At 52.1% G+C, this 15,857-nt stretch carries 17 protein-coding genes; 11 read left to right on the forward strand and 6 right to left on the reverse strand.

What is annotated here, in order from left to right:
- Window position 1 precedes the first annotated feature (1 nt).
- A complete protein-coding gene (locus tag ABJM21_RS16770) occupies window positions 2–592 on the reverse strand; it encodes a phosphoribosyltransferase family protein (RefSeq protein ID WP_348302060.1) in 591 nt (196 codons plus the stop codon).
- Window positions 593–724: 132 nt separating this feature from the next.
- Here ABJM21_RS16770 and ABJM21_RS16775 point away from each other — a divergent pair, with 132 nt between their 5' ends.
- From ABJM21_RS16775 to ABJM21_RS16785, 3 genes are all read left to right on the forward strand, one after another.
- On the forward strand, window positions 725–1,357 hold the full coding sequence (locus ABJM21_RS16775; protein ID WP_348302061.1) for a glutathione S-transferase: 633 nt from the start codon (window positions 725–727) through the stop codon (window positions 1,355–1,357).
- Between the two features lie 113 nt (window positions 1,358–1,470).
- Window positions 1,471–4,338, forward strand: a complete 2,868-nt coding sequence (locus ABJM21_RS16780; protein ID WP_348302062.1) for a TonB-dependent receptor — start codon at window positions 1,471–1,473, stop codon at window positions 4,336–4,338.
- The gene (locus tag ABJM21_RS16785) at window positions 4,338–5,378 is read left to right on the forward strand and encodes a phytase (protein ID WP_348302063.1); all 1,041 of its coding nucleotides are present in this window, start codon (window positions 4,338–4,340) and stop codon (window positions 5,376–5,378) included. Before ABJM21_RS16780 ends, ABJM21_RS16785 begins: the two co-directional genes overlap by 1 nt.
- 21 nt (window positions 5,379–5,399) lie before the next feature.
- Here ABJM21_RS16785 and ABJM21_RS16790 read toward each other — a convergent pair whose 3' ends face one another.
- On the reverse strand, window positions 5,400–6,212 hold the full coding sequence (locus tag ABJM21_RS16790) for an amidohydrolase family protein (protein WP_348302064.1): 813 nt from the start codon (window positions 6,210–6,212) through the stop codon (window positions 5,400–5,402).
- A gap of 76 nt (window positions 6,213–6,288) precedes the next feature.
- Here ABJM21_RS16790 and ABJM21_RS16795 point away from each other — a divergent pair, with 76 nt between their 5' ends.
- The 7 genes from ABJM21_RS16795 to ABJM21_RS16825 all read left to right on the forward strand — a co-directional run bounded on the left by ABJM21_RS16795 (window position 6,289) and on the right by ABJM21_RS16825 (window position 10,763).
- Window positions 6,289–6,717 carry a MarR family transcriptional regulator gene (locus ABJM21_RS16795; RefSeq protein ID WP_348302065.1) on the forward strand — a complete coding sequence of 143 codons (429 nt, stop codon included), beginning with the start codon at window positions 6,289–6,291 and terminating at the stop codon, window positions 6,715–6,717.
- 25 nt (window positions 6,718–6,742) lie between these two features.
- Window positions 6,743–7,123: a nuclear transport factor 2 family protein gene (locus ABJM21_RS16800; RefSeq protein ID WP_348302066.1), complete on the forward strand. Its 381-nt coding sequence runs from the start codon at window positions 6,743–6,745 to the stop codon at window positions 7,121–7,123.
- Between the two features lie 71 nt (window positions 7,124–7,194).
- On the forward strand, window positions 7,195–7,968 hold the full coding sequence (locus tag ABJM21_RS16805) for an SDR family oxidoreductase (RefSeq protein ID WP_348302067.1): 774 nt from the start codon (window positions 7,195–7,197) through the stop codon (window positions 7,966–7,968).
- Between the two features lie 83 nt (window positions 7,969–8,051).
- On the forward strand, window positions 8,052–8,984 hold the full coding sequence (locus tag ABJM21_RS16810; RefSeq protein WP_348302068.1) for an NmrA family NAD(P)-binding protein: 933 nt from the start codon (window positions 8,052–8,054) through the stop codon (window positions 8,982–8,984).
- A gap of 5 nt (window positions 8,985–8,989) precedes the next feature.
- On the forward strand, window positions 8,990–9,757 hold the full coding sequence (locus tag ABJM21_RS16815) for an SDR family NAD(P)-dependent oxidoreductase (RefSeq protein ID WP_348302069.1): 768 nt from the start codon (window positions 8,990–8,992) through the stop codon (window positions 9,755–9,757).
- Window positions 9,758–9,825: 68 nt separating this feature from the next.
- The gene (locus ABJM21_RS16820) at window positions 9,826–10,386 is read left to right on the forward strand and encodes an RNA polymerase sigma factor (RefSeq protein WP_348302070.1); all 561 of its coding nucleotides are present in this window, start codon (window positions 9,826–9,828) and stop codon (window positions 10,384–10,386) included.
- Window positions 10,387–10,388: 2 nt separating this feature from the next.
- Window positions 10,389–10,763, forward strand: a complete 375-nt coding sequence (locus tag ABJM21_RS16825; protein WP_348302071.1) for a DUF6768 family protein — start codon at window positions 10,389–10,391, stop codon at window positions 10,761–10,763.
- Window positions 10,764–10,770: 7 nt separating this feature from the next.
- Here the strand turns inward: ABJM21_RS16825 and ABJM21_RS16830 are convergent, their stop codons facing one another.
- The 4 genes from ABJM21_RS16830 to ABJM21_RS16845 form a co-directional block, all read right to left on the reverse strand.
- Window positions 10,771–11,769 (reverse strand): HupE/UreJ family protein, encoded by a 999-nt coding sequence (locus ABJM21_RS16830; protein ID WP_348302072.1) that lies wholly within the window; start codon window positions 11,767–11,769, stop codon window positions 10,771–10,773.
- Window positions 11,766–12,578, reverse strand: a complete 813-nt coding sequence (locus ABJM21_RS16835) for a peptidylprolyl isomerase (RefSeq protein WP_348302073.1) — start codon at window positions 12,576–12,578, stop codon at window positions 11,766–11,768. The genes ABJM21_RS16830 and ABJM21_RS16835 overlap by 4 nt, the downstream gene beginning before the upstream one ends.
- A gap of 48 nt (window positions 12,579–12,626) precedes the next feature.
- Window positions 12,627–14,525 carry a DUF3604 domain-containing protein gene (locus tag ABJM21_RS16840; protein WP_348302074.1) on the reverse strand — a complete coding sequence of 633 codons (1,899 nt, stop codon included), beginning with the start codon at window positions 14,523–14,525 and terminating at the stop codon, window positions 12,627–12,629.
- 136 nt (window positions 14,526–14,661) lie between these two features.
- Window positions 14,662–15,522: a TauD/TfdA family dioxygenase gene (locus ABJM21_RS16845; RefSeq protein WP_348302075.1), complete on the reverse strand. Its 861-nt coding sequence runs from the start codon at window positions 15,520–15,522 to the stop codon at window positions 14,662–14,664.
- A 152-nt stretch (window positions 15,523–15,674) separates the two neighbouring features.
- On the opposite strand from ABJM21_RS16845, the gene ABJM21_RS16850 reads away from it, so the two are divergent.
- On the forward strand, window positions 15,675–15,857 hold a 183-nt coding region (locus ABJM21_RS16850), incomplete at its 3' end, for an acetyl-coenzyme A synthetase N-terminal domain-containing protein (protein WP_348372820.1).

Below are 15,857 nucleotides of genomic sequence, written 5' to 3' on the forward strand. Positions count from 1 at the left end.
TCTAACTCTTTATGATGATGGGATTGGGGATGTCTTCTTCATCAAAAATGATCGAAGCATCGGATTTATTGGCGCAAATTTCGTCTTTGGTCAGCCCGTCCAGTTCATGGGGGAAAATCAGCCAATCTTCGGTTTCGTGAATGAAGAAATCAGGTTTCAGCGCGGTCTTGTTGCGTGATGGTTTGCTATAGACGGTCGCAACGCGCACATCCTTCGGCATGTTGTGGCGGCATCGCTCGCTCAGCTCTTTCAGGAACGCTTCAATGCTCCGGCCACTGTCAAACACATCATCCACAATCAGCAAGCTATCATCAGGATTGAGCGTATCGACCAGATAACCAAGCGCAAACACGCGTACCGAGCGCTCCTGCTTATCAATACCAGAATAAGAGGATGTTCTGATCGCGATATGGTCGGTCGAGACGCCGTGAAATTCCAAAATTTCCTGCACTGCAATACCAACCGGCGCGCCGCCTCGCCAAATGCCGACAATATGGGTCGGAGAGAAATCACTTTTCAGGATCTGCATGCCCAGCCGAAAGGAGTCAGATAGAAGCCCATCCGCTGTGATATATGTTTTTGTTATTGTCATCTCGATCACACTCTCTGGCCGCCTGTGGGGATGCTATCTCGAATAAAGTCCTAGGATATTATCGCTTTAGCATTATGCAGGTAGGTAGCTGCTGTTTCAAACATGTTAAACCCATAAATCCGGAGAGCAAAAATGACATTGATCGTCCACCATCTCAATAATTCACGATCTCAGCGGATATTATGGCTGCTTGAAGAAATCGGGAGTCCCTATGAAATCCAGCATCATCAGCGCGATTCCGTAACCAATCAGGCGCCGCCAAGCCTCACAGCGTTACATCATCTGGGCAAGTCACCGATGATCGAAGATGATGGCCGTATGATCATCGAATCCGGTGCTATTGTCGAACATATTTGCGCGCATCACGGTGGTAGCCAATATGTGCCAGAGCGTGGGACCGATGATTATACTCGCCATCTTGAACTGATACATTTTGCGGAAGGGTCGGCCATGACACCGATTTTACTCAATCTCTATGTCGGCCGGCTGGAAGAAGCGGGTGCGCCGCTCATGCCGCGGATCAACGAACAACTCACGAGCCATTTCGACTTTATGGAGGGCGAACTCAGCCCATCTGGCCATTTTATTGGTGATAGCCTTAGCGCCGCCGACTTCATGCTCAGCTTTCCGGCAGAGGTAGCGATTGCTCAGGGCAGAGCCGAGACCCATCCGAAGCTGGCCGCATTTGTTAAGGAGCTGCAATCTCGTCCAGCCTATCAAAGAGGTCTTGAAAAAGGCGGAGAATATAGCTTCGCCTCAAGCTGACGTTTGTGAGAACATAAAACTGCAATAGCGCCGTCATATCAGAGTCACGGACAAAGCATATTTTTGGAACATGCAATCCCTAGGGCACCCTCAAATAGAGGGAGTTCTAGAAAATGTCCGTACAAAAAAATATTCGCCGCTTTGCTGTCTATTCCGCGTTGCTGGCCACAGCGGCCATGCCAGTCACGGTTTGGGCTGGCACCGTTGTTGGCACGGTTAGCGACCCTAGCGAAACCCGCGGGCTGCAATCTGCGCAGGTTCGGATCGTCGAACTTGACCGAGTTGTTACGACCGGTCGTGATGGTCGTTATCGTTTTGTGGGTGTTCCGGCCGGGACCTACACGATGGAAACGCGCTATATTGGTGCCGATACGGTACAGACCAGTGTTACAGTTACAGAAACCGGCCAGACCCTGGCAGACATCATAATGAAATCTGGCAGAAATAACGAGATATTGGTGATCGGCCAAAGTGCAAATCAAGCCAGTGCCTTGTCCCGAAAACGCGAAGCTGATGGGGTTTCGTCGGTTTTGACTCGCGATGCCATCGGGCAGTTTCCTGACCAGAATGTTGCCGAATCGCTGCGCCGATTACCCGGCCTTAATGTGCTCAATGATCAGGGTGAGGGTCGGTTTGTTTCAGTTCGCGGTTTGGATCCCAGCTTGAACAGTTCCTCGTTGAACGGCGTTCGCATTCCTTCGCCCGAGGATGATGTTCGGTCGGTGGCGCTGGACGTTATTTCCAGCGACTTAATCGAATCAATAGAAGTCAAAAAGTCACTGACACCGGATATGGATGGTGACACGATAGGGGCATCGATCGAGATTAATACGGTTAGCGCCTTTGATCGGAAAAAGGATCTGCTGACGGCGAAGGTTGAAGGCAGTTATAATGATTATTCGGGTGAGGTGACACCGAAGGCAAGCGTCGATTTCTCGACGCGACTAACAGATGATATTGGCATAGCAGGCGGCTTTTCATATTATAGTCGCGAGTTCGAAACGGATAACATTGAGGCTGAGGGTTGGGATACCAATGGTGATGGTGTGGTCTATGCTGAGGAAGTGCAATATCGCGACTATGATGTCGAACGCGAGCGGATCAGCGCATCGCTTTCACTAGATTTCCGCGCCAGCGATAGCACCGAGCTATATGTTCGCGGCATCTATAGTCAATTTGATGACCAGGAATTTCGACGGCGTACGACTTTCAAATTGGACGAAGAGGCGAGTAGCGGCGATGCCAATAGCGCTTTGTTTGATGATGCCGATGGCGAAATAGAGATTGAGCGGGACAATAAGGATCGCTTTGAAAGTCAAAAAATCCGCTCTGTGGTCTTGGGCGGAAAGACCGAAACCGGACCATGGAAAATTGAATATTCCGGCAGCTGGGCCAAATCGAGCGAGCGTGAAGATGGTTCTGTTGATCCCACCACATTCTCGAATGACTTTGATGGTGACGGTGTCAGTATATTGTTTGACTATAGCGACGATCGGACACCGTTTTTCAGCTATCCCACGGGAGCGGCTCTGGCCAATAATGCAAGTCTCTATGCGCTGGATGATGTCGAACTCACAACTCTGTCGGATTCGCAGGATGAAGAATTTGCTACCCGTCTCGACGTGTCACATGTCTTCGCAATGGGCGGTGGTGATTTCACTGTGCAGGGCGGCTTTAAAGGCCGATGGCGCGAAAAGAGTTTCGATAAGGACGTCGAGTTTTACGAAGATGATAGCGGAAATTATTTTCTCGACGATGTGCTGGGAGCGCAGACTTATCGTCTAGCTGACCTTGGACCATTTTCCAGTCGCCGGGGCCCGACGGAATATTTCCGTGCCAATTTCGGAGATTTTGAACTACAGGAAATTGACAGTCAGTTTGACTCTGCTGTGTCTGATTATGTTAATCAGGAAGATATCTACGCGGGCTATTTGCTGGGCCGTTGGGATAGCGACAAGCTAAGGGTTATTGGCGGCGTTCGTTTTGAACGGACTGAAAATGATATCTCGGCCAATACCGTGACCTTAGGCGAAGAAGGCGCGACTGTGGATGGCGTAGAGCTGACCGATGATACCGTCTTCGTGACACCCAATAATTTTACCCGCAGTTATGATGACTGGCTACCGAGCTTGAACGTCCGTTTTGAACCACAGCGCAATCTGGTTTTGCGTGCTGCCGGATATCGCAGCGTGGTCCGGCCGAATCTGCAGGATTTGGCACCTCGTTTTGCGGTAGAGCAGAATGATGATGATGAACGGGAGGGGGAATTTGGTAATCCCGATCTGCTGCCCTACGAAGCCTGGAATTTTGACGCGTCGGCCGAATATTATTTCAGTTCCAACGGTGCGATTACGGCCAATATATTTTACAAGGATATCAAGAATTTTATCGTCGATAGCTTTAACGAAGCGGGGGAGGATGCAAATGGTGATCTGATCCCGTTAGTCTTTCAGGGCATTCCTTATACAGAGGCTGTGATCCCCGTTAATGGGCCCAGCGCTGAAGTGTTCGGATTTGAATTTGGTTTTGCTCAGGCCTTCTCCTTCTTGCCCGGTCCGCTTGATGGCTTGCTGGTCAATTTCAACTATACCTATACCGATGCGACAGGATCGGTTTTTGCCGAACCCAACAGCACAGCAACCAGAGACATCCCGCTGCCAAGCAGCTCCAAGCATACATTTAATGCCGTTCTGGGCTATGAAAAAGGGCCGGTCAATTTCCGGCTCGCCGGGACTTACCGTGATAGATATCTGGATGAGCTGGGTGGGCAGGCCAGCGAAGATCGCTATGTCGACAACCACTTCCAGTTGGATGCCAGTATCAAATTTAAAGTGACCAAGAATATCCGGCTATTCGGGGAGTGGATCAACATCAATAACGCCAAATATTTTGCCTATCAAAATTTCGATACGCGTAAGCGGCTACTTCAATATGAAGAATATGGCTCAACATTTAAATTTGGCGCGAAGGTGAGCTTCTAATGGCGCGGTTCGGAAAGGCCTTGTTGGTCGGAAGCTGTTTTTTGGCTGGTGCTTGCAGCGAACAAACTGCCCCAAGTCCAGACGTCATTGCCGTGCCTGCTGTTGCCGAAACCGAAAGTGTTGGCACGGTAGGCGATGATGCCGCCGATGATCCGGCAATATGGCGAAACCCGGACGACCCTTCTCAGAGCCTGGTCATCGGGACGGATAAAAAAGCGGGCATCCATATTTATGATCTGCAGGGCCGGCAAAAGTCGTTTCTTGCAGCGGAGGCCGTGAATAATATCGATATCAGAACGGTATCCACCGCTTCTGGCAATGTCATATTGGCCGGTGCCAGCGACCGCAGTGATCGCAAGCAACCTAGGCTCGCGCTCTACACGTTGGATAGCGAGAACATAAAGTTGAACCCGCTGGCCAATGTTCCGGTTGGCACGGGTGAGGCTTATGGGTTCTGCCTTGGTATGTTGGGCGATGGTGATGTGCGGGCTTTCATTGTAACCAAAGAAGGCACCATTATAGACATGTCAGTCAGGCTTTCGGAGAATGCACCGTCTGTTGACGTCAACCGCATGTTCCAATTGGAAACCCAGCCGGAGGGCTGTGTGGTCGATGATCGCACCGGCATACTCTATGTCGGTGAGGAAAACGTCGGAATCTGGTCGTTTGATCTCAATCAAGAGCAGCCTCAACCGGCGCAATTCGCCGTGCTAAAAGCGGGAGAGCTAACCGCAGATGTGGAAGGACTCGCGTTGGCTCAAGAGGGGGACACCGGGGGCTACTTGCTGGCATCGAGTCAGGGCGATAACAGCTTTGCTGTTTACGATCTGGAAAGCGGGAAGTTTCGCTCGCGCTTTGTCGTAGAAGATGGTGAGATAGACTCAACATCCGATACGGATGGCATCGAGCTGATACTCGGTGATTTTGGCCCCGACTATCCCGGCGGTCTATTTGTCGCGCAAGATGGTGACAATGGCGAGGGCACGCAGAATTTCAAATTCCTGTCCTGGGACGCGATACGAAAGGCTTTAAATCTTTAGCAAGCCATAGTCGATCGCTTGCTAGAGATTGAAAACCCGGCGAGCATTGCCAAACAGAAAAGCATCCTGTTGTTCTGGTGTAAGGTCCAGCTGGTCCAGATGTTGCAGGCATTGCTGCGGAGACAACATCGGCCAGTTTGTACCAAACATTACTCGCTTGGACCCGAGGCCCTTCATGAATCTTATGAAGTCGGCGGGAAGACGATGAACGGCGTAAGCCGATGTATCGACATGGAAATTAGGAAATTTGATGGTCAGGGAAATCAGCTCATTAATCCATGGAAAACCGACATGGCCGCCCACGACGACCAGTTCTGGAAAATCGAGCAAGACATCCTCAAGATAGGGGATGGGCCTTCCGGTTTCGGAGCGTAATAAAGGCCCTGTATGCCCGATTTGCGTGCAAAACGGGACGCCCAGATCAACGCAAGCGGCATAGACGGGGTAATAGCGGCGGTCATTCGGCGGAAGATCCCACAGCCAGGGAACGACACGAACACCGACAAATTTTGTGCCGTCGACCCATTTGCGAATATCCCGGACCGCTTGCATGGGGTTGGTCAGGTCCACAGTCGCAAGCCCGCGAAATCGATCCGGTGCGCTATCGATTTGGTCACTAACTTCTTCGTTGCTGATCAGTGAGCCCTGCGGCCCATGCCAGGCTGATAGCAGGGAAATATCCACGCTGGCCTTATCCATCGCTCGCAGGGTCGATTCGGTTGTGGGGATTAACGGATCACCGGACTGGTTTGTCCATCGCAGCAGGGTTTCCAGCCAAGGGGCCTTTGCCATGCGCTCTGTGGTCATTTGTGACCAGACATCTATCGCGCCCATTTCAATCTCCTCTTGTGAATAAACTACATATGTGTAGTATTAAGATATTAATATTGTCAACGTCGAAAGGAAATGGATGTCTGCGTCAGAGCATCGTCTCTATTTTTTGCTGCAACGGGTCGCCCATCGCCTGAAGAAACGGGCGGATGAGGCGCTGAAAGAATCGGCTGGCCTGACAACGGCGCAAGCCGCTGCCTTGTCAATTATCGCCAAAGATGGACCGGTCACGCAGCGCTTTGTGGCCGATAAACTGTCGCAAAGAGAAAGTGCGGTCATGACAATGACGAACCGGTTGCTGGCCGCAGGCTATATCAGCAGAAAACGGTCATCATCGGATGGCAGGGCGTGGGAAGTTGCCATAACGCAAAAAGGATTGGCCGCGCTCAGCGATATTAAGGTTCCATTTGGCGAGATAAACGCCGTGCTCGATAAAAATATCGATGCCGAGGACGCTGAACGACTAGCCGCGAGCCTGAAGAAGATACTTTCTGCGTTGGATGAATAGGGAAACCGATAGAAAGAGATAAGCAATGCCAAGCCGAAAAAGAGTTGAGCAATTTATTCACGCCGTAGTGCATGGCGATCATGCCAAGGCGATAAAAGATTTTTATCATGCAGATGCAACGATGCAGGAAAATTGCGAGCTACCACGTCGTGGTCGCGATACCCTGATCGCGCATGAGAAAAAAGTGATGGATCGCCTGCAGGAGATGAAAACGCATCCGCCCCAAACGGTGCTGGTGGATGGCGATAATGTGATGATCCTATGGACATTTGATGCGACGGACAAACAAGGTGTTACGCGCAGGCTTAACGAAATTTCCCATCAGCTTTGGTCGGCCGACGGCATAATGAAAGAGCGTTTCATCTATGACAGCGCGACCGCTTGGCAAATTGTCGACCCGAGTTGATTTGCAGCCTGTTTATTTCCGAAACCTTCCCCTAACGTCTTGCAAAACAGCTTGAACAGGACATCCGATCTATGAATCTTAAAGACAAAATCATCGTTATTACCGGCGCTGCGAGCGGAATTGGCGCGGCCATGGCGCGGCGCTTTGCTGCGGAAGGCGCAAAGCATGTCGTCTGTGCCGATCGTGATCTGGCTGGAGCACAGGCGGTCGCTGACGATGTTGGCGGAACGGCCATACAAACCGATGTGTCTTTGAAAGCGGATATTACATCGCTGATCGAAACGGTGGAGAAGGACATCGGTCCTATCGACCTTTTTGTCTCCAACGCTGGGATCATTATGGAAGGCGGCGTCGAAGTTGTTGACGAGGGTTGGCAGAAAATATGGGACATAAATGTTCTCGCCCATATTCGCGCGGCGCGCATATTGGTCCCCAAAATGCTGGCGCGCGGCGGCGGGTATATTTTGAGCACAGCCTCTGCGGCTGGTCTCCTCGCGCAAATCGGTTCTGCGCCCTATTCGGTGACCAAACATGCAGCAGTGAGTTTTGCCGAGTGGCTGGCGATCACCCATGGCGACGATGGGCTGAAAGTTTCGGTGCTTTGTCCGCAAGGCGTGGCGACGGCAATGACGGCTGATATTGACACATCGACAGTGGCGAAAGACGGCATGCTGACCGCCGAAGCGGTGGCGCAGATTACCCTCGATGCCATTGAAGAAGAACGCTTCCTGATCATGCCGCACCCGCAAGTGGCTGATTATATCAAGCAAAAGGGTAGCGATCCGGAACGCTGGATCACCGGCATGCAGCGCTGGCAAGCAATGTTGAACGAGCAAGCCTCCTAACACTAATGGCCTGACAAAATGGAGCATTGGGCAGAGGTCCCTGTGCGATTAGCCTCCTTGCCAAATATAAAGGAGGATTCGAAATGGCATTGGTATCAGTGGTCGGCGCAACCGGGCGCCAGGGATTGGCGCAAATCAGGCAGTTGGGAGCAACGGGCCATAAGGTACGGGCGCTATCCCGCAGCGAAACACCTGATTTGGGCGGCAGCAACGTTGCTGATGAAGCGCGTATTTTCGATCTGTATGATGAAGAAACCTGGGTCCCGGCCTTTGAAGGGTCTGACGCCGTCTTTTATACGCACCCCCTCCAAGCGCGTGAGGACCGTGCCACGTTGACTGGCCGGGTCGCTGCCGCTGTACAGAAAGCGGGCAGCAAGCGCTTTATCTGGAACACATCCAGCTGGATTCCTGAACGCCCGGGTGATCCGTTCACCTATGGCAATAATACGGTGGCGGTGAACTCGATTTTTCGCTCTGGCGTGCCAGCCACTGTTTTTGGTTCGGTGCTGTTTATGGACAATCTGCTCACCAACTGGGCACGGCCATTCATTGTCGATGAAAGCCGCTATGTCTATCCGCATGAGGCGCACCTGGAAGCCAACTGGATCAGCCTGGATGATGTCGGTAAATGCATGGTTGCGGCAATGGACCGCCCTGACTTTGAAGGATCTTGGCTAAATATCGGCGGACCGCAGCGTATTAAACCGCCGCAGGTTGCCGAGATATTGTCAAAAGTCTTTGGCCGCGAGATTAAATATGATCCTTGCACGCCGACTGAATTTGGCGATCTTTTAGTGGGTGCTTTTGGTGACGATGTGCCAGAAGAAAACCGCGAAACCATGTCCGCTGGAATTGCTGCGTTCTACGAATATAATAATAAGGCAGAGACCAAGCCATTCTGGGTCAATACCGATTTCGTGCAGCAACGCCTGCCCGAGGTGGAGTTTGAAAGCCTCGAACAATGGGCCGCGCGGCAGGACTGGTCAGACGGCGCGCACAGACCGCCCGCAGGATAAGGCAGATGACGAAACGCTTGGAAGGCAAGGTTGCGCTGGTCACAGGCGGCGCGTCTCGTCCGGGCATTGGCGCCGCCATTGCTGAGCGTTTGGCTGAAGAAAACGCGATTGTTGTGCTTAGCGATATTGATCTTGCAGGGGTGGAAGAAACCGCGGCTTTGATCCGTAAAAAAGGCGGCAATGCCTCTGCAGTAAAACAAGATGTCACGTCTCAACATGATTGGGATGACGCAGTTGCCGCGATACTTGCTGAGCACGGACGACTGGATGTACTGGTCAACAATGCCGGTATCCTGGATGTTGCAGCCATTCACAGTGACAATGCCGTACCAGCACTCCGTCGTCAGTTTGACGTCAATGTTGAAGGCAGCTTTATGGGAACGCAGGCTGCCGTCTTAGCGATGCGTCAATTCGGAGGCGGTTCGATAATCAACCTGTCCTCCGTTGCCGGGCTTGTCGGTTTCCGCGGCAGCGCAAGTTATGCGGCATCTAAAGGAGCGGTGAAATTGTTCAGCAAATCGGTCGCGCTTGAAGTCGCGGCCGAAAACATTCGGGTCAATACGGTGCACCCGGGCATCATCCGGACCAATATGCAAAGCGCTGGCGCAGAAACAAATTCCGATAATTACCAAGCGATAGAGGCTGCGATACCGGCGGGTAGGCTGGGTGAACCGAGCGACATTGCAAATTGTGTGCTGTTTCTAGCATCAGATGAATCCAGCTATGTGACCGGCTCGGAATTTGTCGTCGATGGTGGCTACACGGCGCAATAGCGCAAAAACTTTCGCATAGTTGAACCTTTTGGCGCTTTGCTCCGACTATAGGAGTAAAGGCCATCAGGATGTCTATGCGTTATAGTGATACCGACCGGATTTATGACGAACTGTTGCTGACCCGGATTCAGGCCGGAGACCGGCGTGCGGGCGAACGATTGGCAGCGCGATGGTATCCGCGTTTGATGCGAACCGCCTGTCGGCTTTTGCGCGATGAAGAACAGGCGCGTGCCGCAGTGCAGGAAGCATGGAGCGGCATTTGCAAAGGCTGGCGGGGCTTACGTGATCCTTCTCGGTTTCCGGCATGGGCTTATACGATATTGCATCGGAAATGCGCGGATCAGATAGGCAAAAACCAGAAGAACCGAAGCCTTCATATTGTCGCTGCGGAAACTATGGAAACATCCGTAGCGCCGCGCGGCGAAGACAAGGTTACAATTGATCAAGCCTTTGATCGCTTAAGCGATGACCACCGAACAGCGGCTCTGCTCTATTTTGGTGAAGGCCTGACGATCAAGGAAATTGCCGAGGTGACGGGTACGGCAATTGGCACAGCAAAATCCCGCCTGTTTCATGCGCGCCAACAGTTAAAGGCAGCGTTGAATGACGAACCCATTGAAGGAGAATAATGATGACAAAATTTGATGATGAATTGGGCGCAACGTTAAGCGCAGAGGATAAGGCGTTTCTCCAAGATCTGGAAAATGGCCGCGGTCTTTTCGAGCAGCTGGGCGCAACTTTGCAGGGGCCGATGCGGTTCTGGTCCTATCTAATCACTATAATCACGTTCTTCGTCGCTATGGGTGCCTTCTATGCCGGTTGGCGTGCGATAAATGCGGTTGAAACAAGAGAGATCATATTATGGGCAACCGGTGTCGTGCTTCTTTTCATGATGGTTGGTTTTTCCAAGAATTGGATTTTTCAAAGGATGAATTTACTGTCAGTGCTGACCGAGTTGAAAACGCTGGAGCTGCGTGTTGCGCAATTGAGCGACCGGTTGAAATAATCGCCGTTCAGGCCACCATCCGCTCAATAAACCAATAAGTTGCGATGATACCAATCGCGTAGGATGTTGCCGTCTTGACCGGTTGTAGCCATGTTTGCCGATAGTTTCGGATGAGGGCCAGCAGGGCAAAGACAATCGCAACGATGAAAAGTTGCCCGATCTCGACGCCGAGGTTGAAGGTCAAAAGTGCCATCGGAACATCATCTTGCGGTAATCCGATTTCGGCCAAAGCACCGGCAAAACCAAAACCGTGGAGCAGGCCGAACAGGAAGGCGACAATCCACGGAAAGCGCTCCGAGAGTCTCGGGCCGGTTCGACCGTTATCGCGTTGTGCCTTTACGATTTCGACCGCGAGGAAAATGATGGAAAGCGCGATGATCGCCTCCACCGGCTGCGATGGCAGGGACAGATAGCCGAGGGTGGAACCGATCAGGGTGATGCTATGCGCGATGGTGAAAGCGGTTACCGTCTTGGCAACGAGCCAGCCGCCTTTCAACAGAAGAACAAGCGCCAGCACGAACAGGAGATGGTCAAAGCCAAACACGATATGCTCGATACCGATGATCGTATAAGTCCATGCAACATTTGCGATCGCCTCCTCCCGCGCAATCTTGGCGACGGGCGCATCGGGTGTCAGGCGCAGCGTTTGTGTTTCTTCATCAAGCGGTGCAATCCGGACCAGCGCATCGGTTGTGGCGAGTTCCAGTCCTTTAAGGCCGATCGATTGACCGGCGATCGAGCCGGTGCATTTGAGTGTTTGATTGGTCAATATATTGGTTGCAGCAAAGCGCCGTTCAGCCTCGCCGACAGGCTGGCAGGATTCTGGGATAATAACCTCACCCGAACGGCCCAATCGGGAGCGGGCCGAGGCTTTCCATAATACCGTCCACTCGCTGGGGGATATCTGGTTCAGTTCAATATAGGCAGGACGCAGTTCATCGGCATGGGCGTCCGTCGCCCAGAACAAGCCGATGAAACAAGCGATGGCGAGAAGGCAGGCCTTCATTCCCGGCCAGAGACTATAACGTCATATTGCTTGCGATATCTGTCGAACGCAGCTTCTTCCAAACTAGCCGTCTGTGCCGCGCTCCAATCGTTGGTTACGGCTTGTCGCACGTCGTCAAGCGCCGGTGATTTGCCGGGCGTTTTGGCGGTGATTTTAACGAGATGCTGCCCAAAGCCGGATTGTACCGGGCCTTGCCACTGACCAACGGTGATCGCTTTCAGGCTCCCGGCAAATTTTTCCCCGAACTGGCGTGTAATTTCAAAGGTACCGGTTTGACCCAATTTGGCAGGGAGCGAAATCGGCTGCCCGATAGCATTCGGCTCCATCGTTCCTTGATTCAAGTCGTCCAATGTTGCCGCAATGGACTGGTCAGCATTCTGTCCGAGATAAATTTGCTCCAAATCATAAAGTGACGACAGGACATATTTATCAGGATGATCATCCAGCCATTTCTGCAATATGGCATCGGAGGGATTGTCTTCTGATCCTTCCTGATTGTCCAGAAAGCGCATCTTGGTGAACAGCCGGCGGCGGATCAGCGGGTCATTGCGGTCTAGCCCGAGACGCAAAGCCTCGCGATAATAGATTTCCTCTTTGACCTCTTGATCGATCAGGCTGTCCAGCTCGTCTTGCGTAGGCGCGCGGCGGAAATTTTGCACCCAGCCAGCCTTTAGCCGCTCAATATCGGTTTCACCGACGGTGATCTCATAGTCAGCCGGATCACGATTGGTGCCGGTTGCCCAGAAAAAAGCGAATACCAATAGTGCGCCGCCTAGAAAATGGACCAAAGGTTCTTTCAGCAGTTTCATCTCTGCACGATATTCCTGACTAGCCGCACAGATCGAATAGCCATTGGGTCAGCTTTTTGCAGCGGCTGGCGTGTACCAGATCGGCGACGAATAAGCCCGCTCCTGCTGGATTTTGATAACATCTTCCGGCAGCGTCAGACCGAATTTCAACGCATCATAAACCGGCCATGTCGGCGTCGGAATTTCGAGCACACGGACATAATAAAAGGCATTTTGCGACGCGTCGAAATCTGGGTCCTGCCACCATGTGATCAGTTCTGGTGCGCCGATGCTATTTTCCCATGTGGCTTTGGTAAGATCAACTGTATTGCCCACAGCAGCCAGTTTTCCGTCAGCGCCCACCTTACGGCTATCCGGACTGCTCCAGCTGATATTGTAGATTTTCTCTTGAGATTTCCCGCTGGCATCAATCCAACCTTTGACCACTTGAACACGGTCGAGATTGGCGCTCTCGGGATCCATCAGCGCGGAGACCAGGAAGCTCGGTGCTTTCCCGTCAACGCCCGTGAGATCGCCGCCCATGGGAACGCCTTTGGCATAGCCAGCTTTGACGAGATTATCGGTATCACCTTCCGCAAAATCAAACCCGCCAAAGAAACGGACCTGCATACGCGGGCCAGTTGTTGCATACACTTCGCGGCGCATCATCGCGTCAAAAATCGCCTCACGCGTGTTGCTGGTTGCCCAGACTGCGGCATAGCCACTGGATAGATAGTGCCAGCCAAACCGGCCTCTGCGCGTGCCCAGATTTTGCGGCGCCATTGCCCGGTCTTTGTTGTTGATTTCGTTGCCGCTATGCTTGCCGTAAAAATTATTCTCGTCCGCAGTGGCCAGTGACGTATGGCTGTCGGTTGAACCGATCATGCCAAATTTGAACGGATTAGCGCCCATTTTCTGTGTGAATTCCAGACCGCGCTTCAAAGCTTCACGGGCATAGCTGCCCCCATAGCTTTCCGGAGGCATTTCCTTACCGCAACTCAGATTGCATTTGTCCCAGCCGGCATCGCCATAATTGGCAAATTCATCATTGGGAGAAAGGAAAGGATGGCTTTCGCTGTCGCCTTTAATCTGGGTGACCTCGACAATAGGTTCGCGCAGAGCGCGCGTTTTAATATAGGCCGCATCGATTGGACTGCCGTCCAGCTTGTTCATTGCAAACATGCGGCCATTGGACACGTTGCTGTTATGCGGGATGGCGAGAACTTTTCCGCCCGTGCTTTTTTCATAGGCCGCCATATAGGCCCAAAGTTGTTCCGGATCGCCGGCGTCAAAGCTTGCAAAGGGCAGCATGGTGCTCGTTTTGTCCCCACCGTCGCGGAACATCACAACGCGGTGCAGATTGTCCCCGCCCGGCATCGGTGTATATTCAAAACCGTGGAAGGCGGTAAACTTGCCGGGCTCGTTATACTCATCCAGCGTCTCACCATGTTCTGTCCACAGCGATTTGATCCGATCAGCCGATTCTTCCGGGTCGAAAAGATCATCGGGCAAAGTCCCGGCAGCCGCGCCGTCGATGAGCTCAGCCGTGACCGCCAGCGAACCTTCGTCGCTTTCGTGCATCATATCATACCAGCGGAGCAAAAAATCATTGCCCAAAAGTGCAATGCGTGGCGCTTCATAAAGCGCCTTGGTCGCGCCAACCGCGTCGCTATGGTCCGCGATCACCAGAAAATCGAGCGGCCGGGAAAGCTTCGCTTTTGAGCCTTTTGAGGCCGTTACTTCTTCGCCTTTGGCAAAGCGCAGGGCAGCTTCGGCGTCGAGCCGCGTACCAAAACCGAACGCATCAATGCTGTTATCGGTGTGGAGATGGGTGTCGCCCCAGAAAACCTGCTCGGGATATTCGGTGTTGGTGACATTGGCATCAGAGCCATTTGATCCACCGTCTTTGCTACATCCTGAAACGGCCAATGCTGTTGAGCAGGCCGCGAGTAAAAGTGCTTTGCGCATCATATTTTCCCTCATCCTATAGAGAGAAAACTATCGGTCATATAGTCATCGCGCAAGGGCTTCTTGACTAGCCATTTTTACAGACCGATTCCGTAGCGTCATGGCTCAGACGTTCTACGATTGACCGGTTTGCTCTTTAGCTATCGGCCGAAAAATAAGGTCTGTCGCCGGCGATTGTGGCGCGTTCCATGACGCGGCGGGCCGGGAAATAATCGGATGCAGCAAAATGTTGCGAAGCCCGATTGTCCCAAAAAGCGATTGCCCCTTTGGTCCATTTGAAGCGGCATTGAATTTCCGGATTGGCTGCGGTGGCATAGAGTTTTTTGAGCAGAGCCTTGCTCTCGCCCCCATCCATTCCGGTAATATGGCTAGTGAAGGCGCTGTTTACGTAAAGGCTGCGCAATCCGGTTTCAGGATGTGTGCGCACGACGGGATGTTCCTGCGGTGGATATTGATCATGCAGCTCTTCGGGTTTTTTGTTCAAACGCTTGGCAAATACTCTGGCAATATCATGTATCGCCGTGAGGCCGGTAATCTGTTCGCGGATGTCTTGCGGTAGTTTTTCATAAGCCAGGTTCATATTGGCGAATAATGTATCCCCGCCAACGTGCGGAATTTCGAGAGCACTCAGCACGGATCCCAGCGAAGGTTCGGCGCGCCATGTGACATCGCTATGCCACATATTTTCCTGACCCCTGCTCTTTTCGCCATGCGCGATACGCAATATTTCTGGATGGGGTTGCTCTTTCGGTGTGGCAGGATGGATTTCCAGTGTCCCGAATCTTTTGGCAAAGTTCAGTAGCTGCTCCCGATCAAGATTTTGGTCGCGAAAGAAAATGACTTTATGGTCGAGTAGAGCTTGTCGGATATCCGCAATAATACCGTCAGAAAGGCGTTCGGATAAATTTATATCAGAAAGTTCAGCGCCGATGGCCGGGGTGAGTTTGTGAACCTCAAAGGCGCGGCCCATTCGGGATGCTTGTGCTGCGGTTGCCATAGCGATTCCTCAATAGCGTGTCTGGTTGATGGTCTTTGCTAGCATGATTAGTTGTGAAATCGCTACCATCAGATCATATAGTTCAAAATAGCTTTCAAGCGCTGCAGAGCCCTTGCTAGTGATTGATAAAATATTCCGCAGGAGAGCATTTGATGAGCGACATGATTCAGCCCGATAGCAAGGCGACTGGCAACACCCATTGTTCTTCTGCTGATTACGATTGTCTTTATGGGGAGAGCATCTCTTCACCTGACGCATTCTGGTCCGAACAAGCCAAGCGTCTGGACTGGATGCAGTCTCCTTCCACGATCGCCAACTGGTCTTATGATCCAGTA

The organism is Parasphingorhabdus sp. (assembly GCF_039977335.1).
Classification (GTDB): domain Bacteria; phylum Pseudomonadota; class Alphaproteobacteria; order Sphingomonadales; family Sphingomonadaceae; genus Parasphingorhabdus.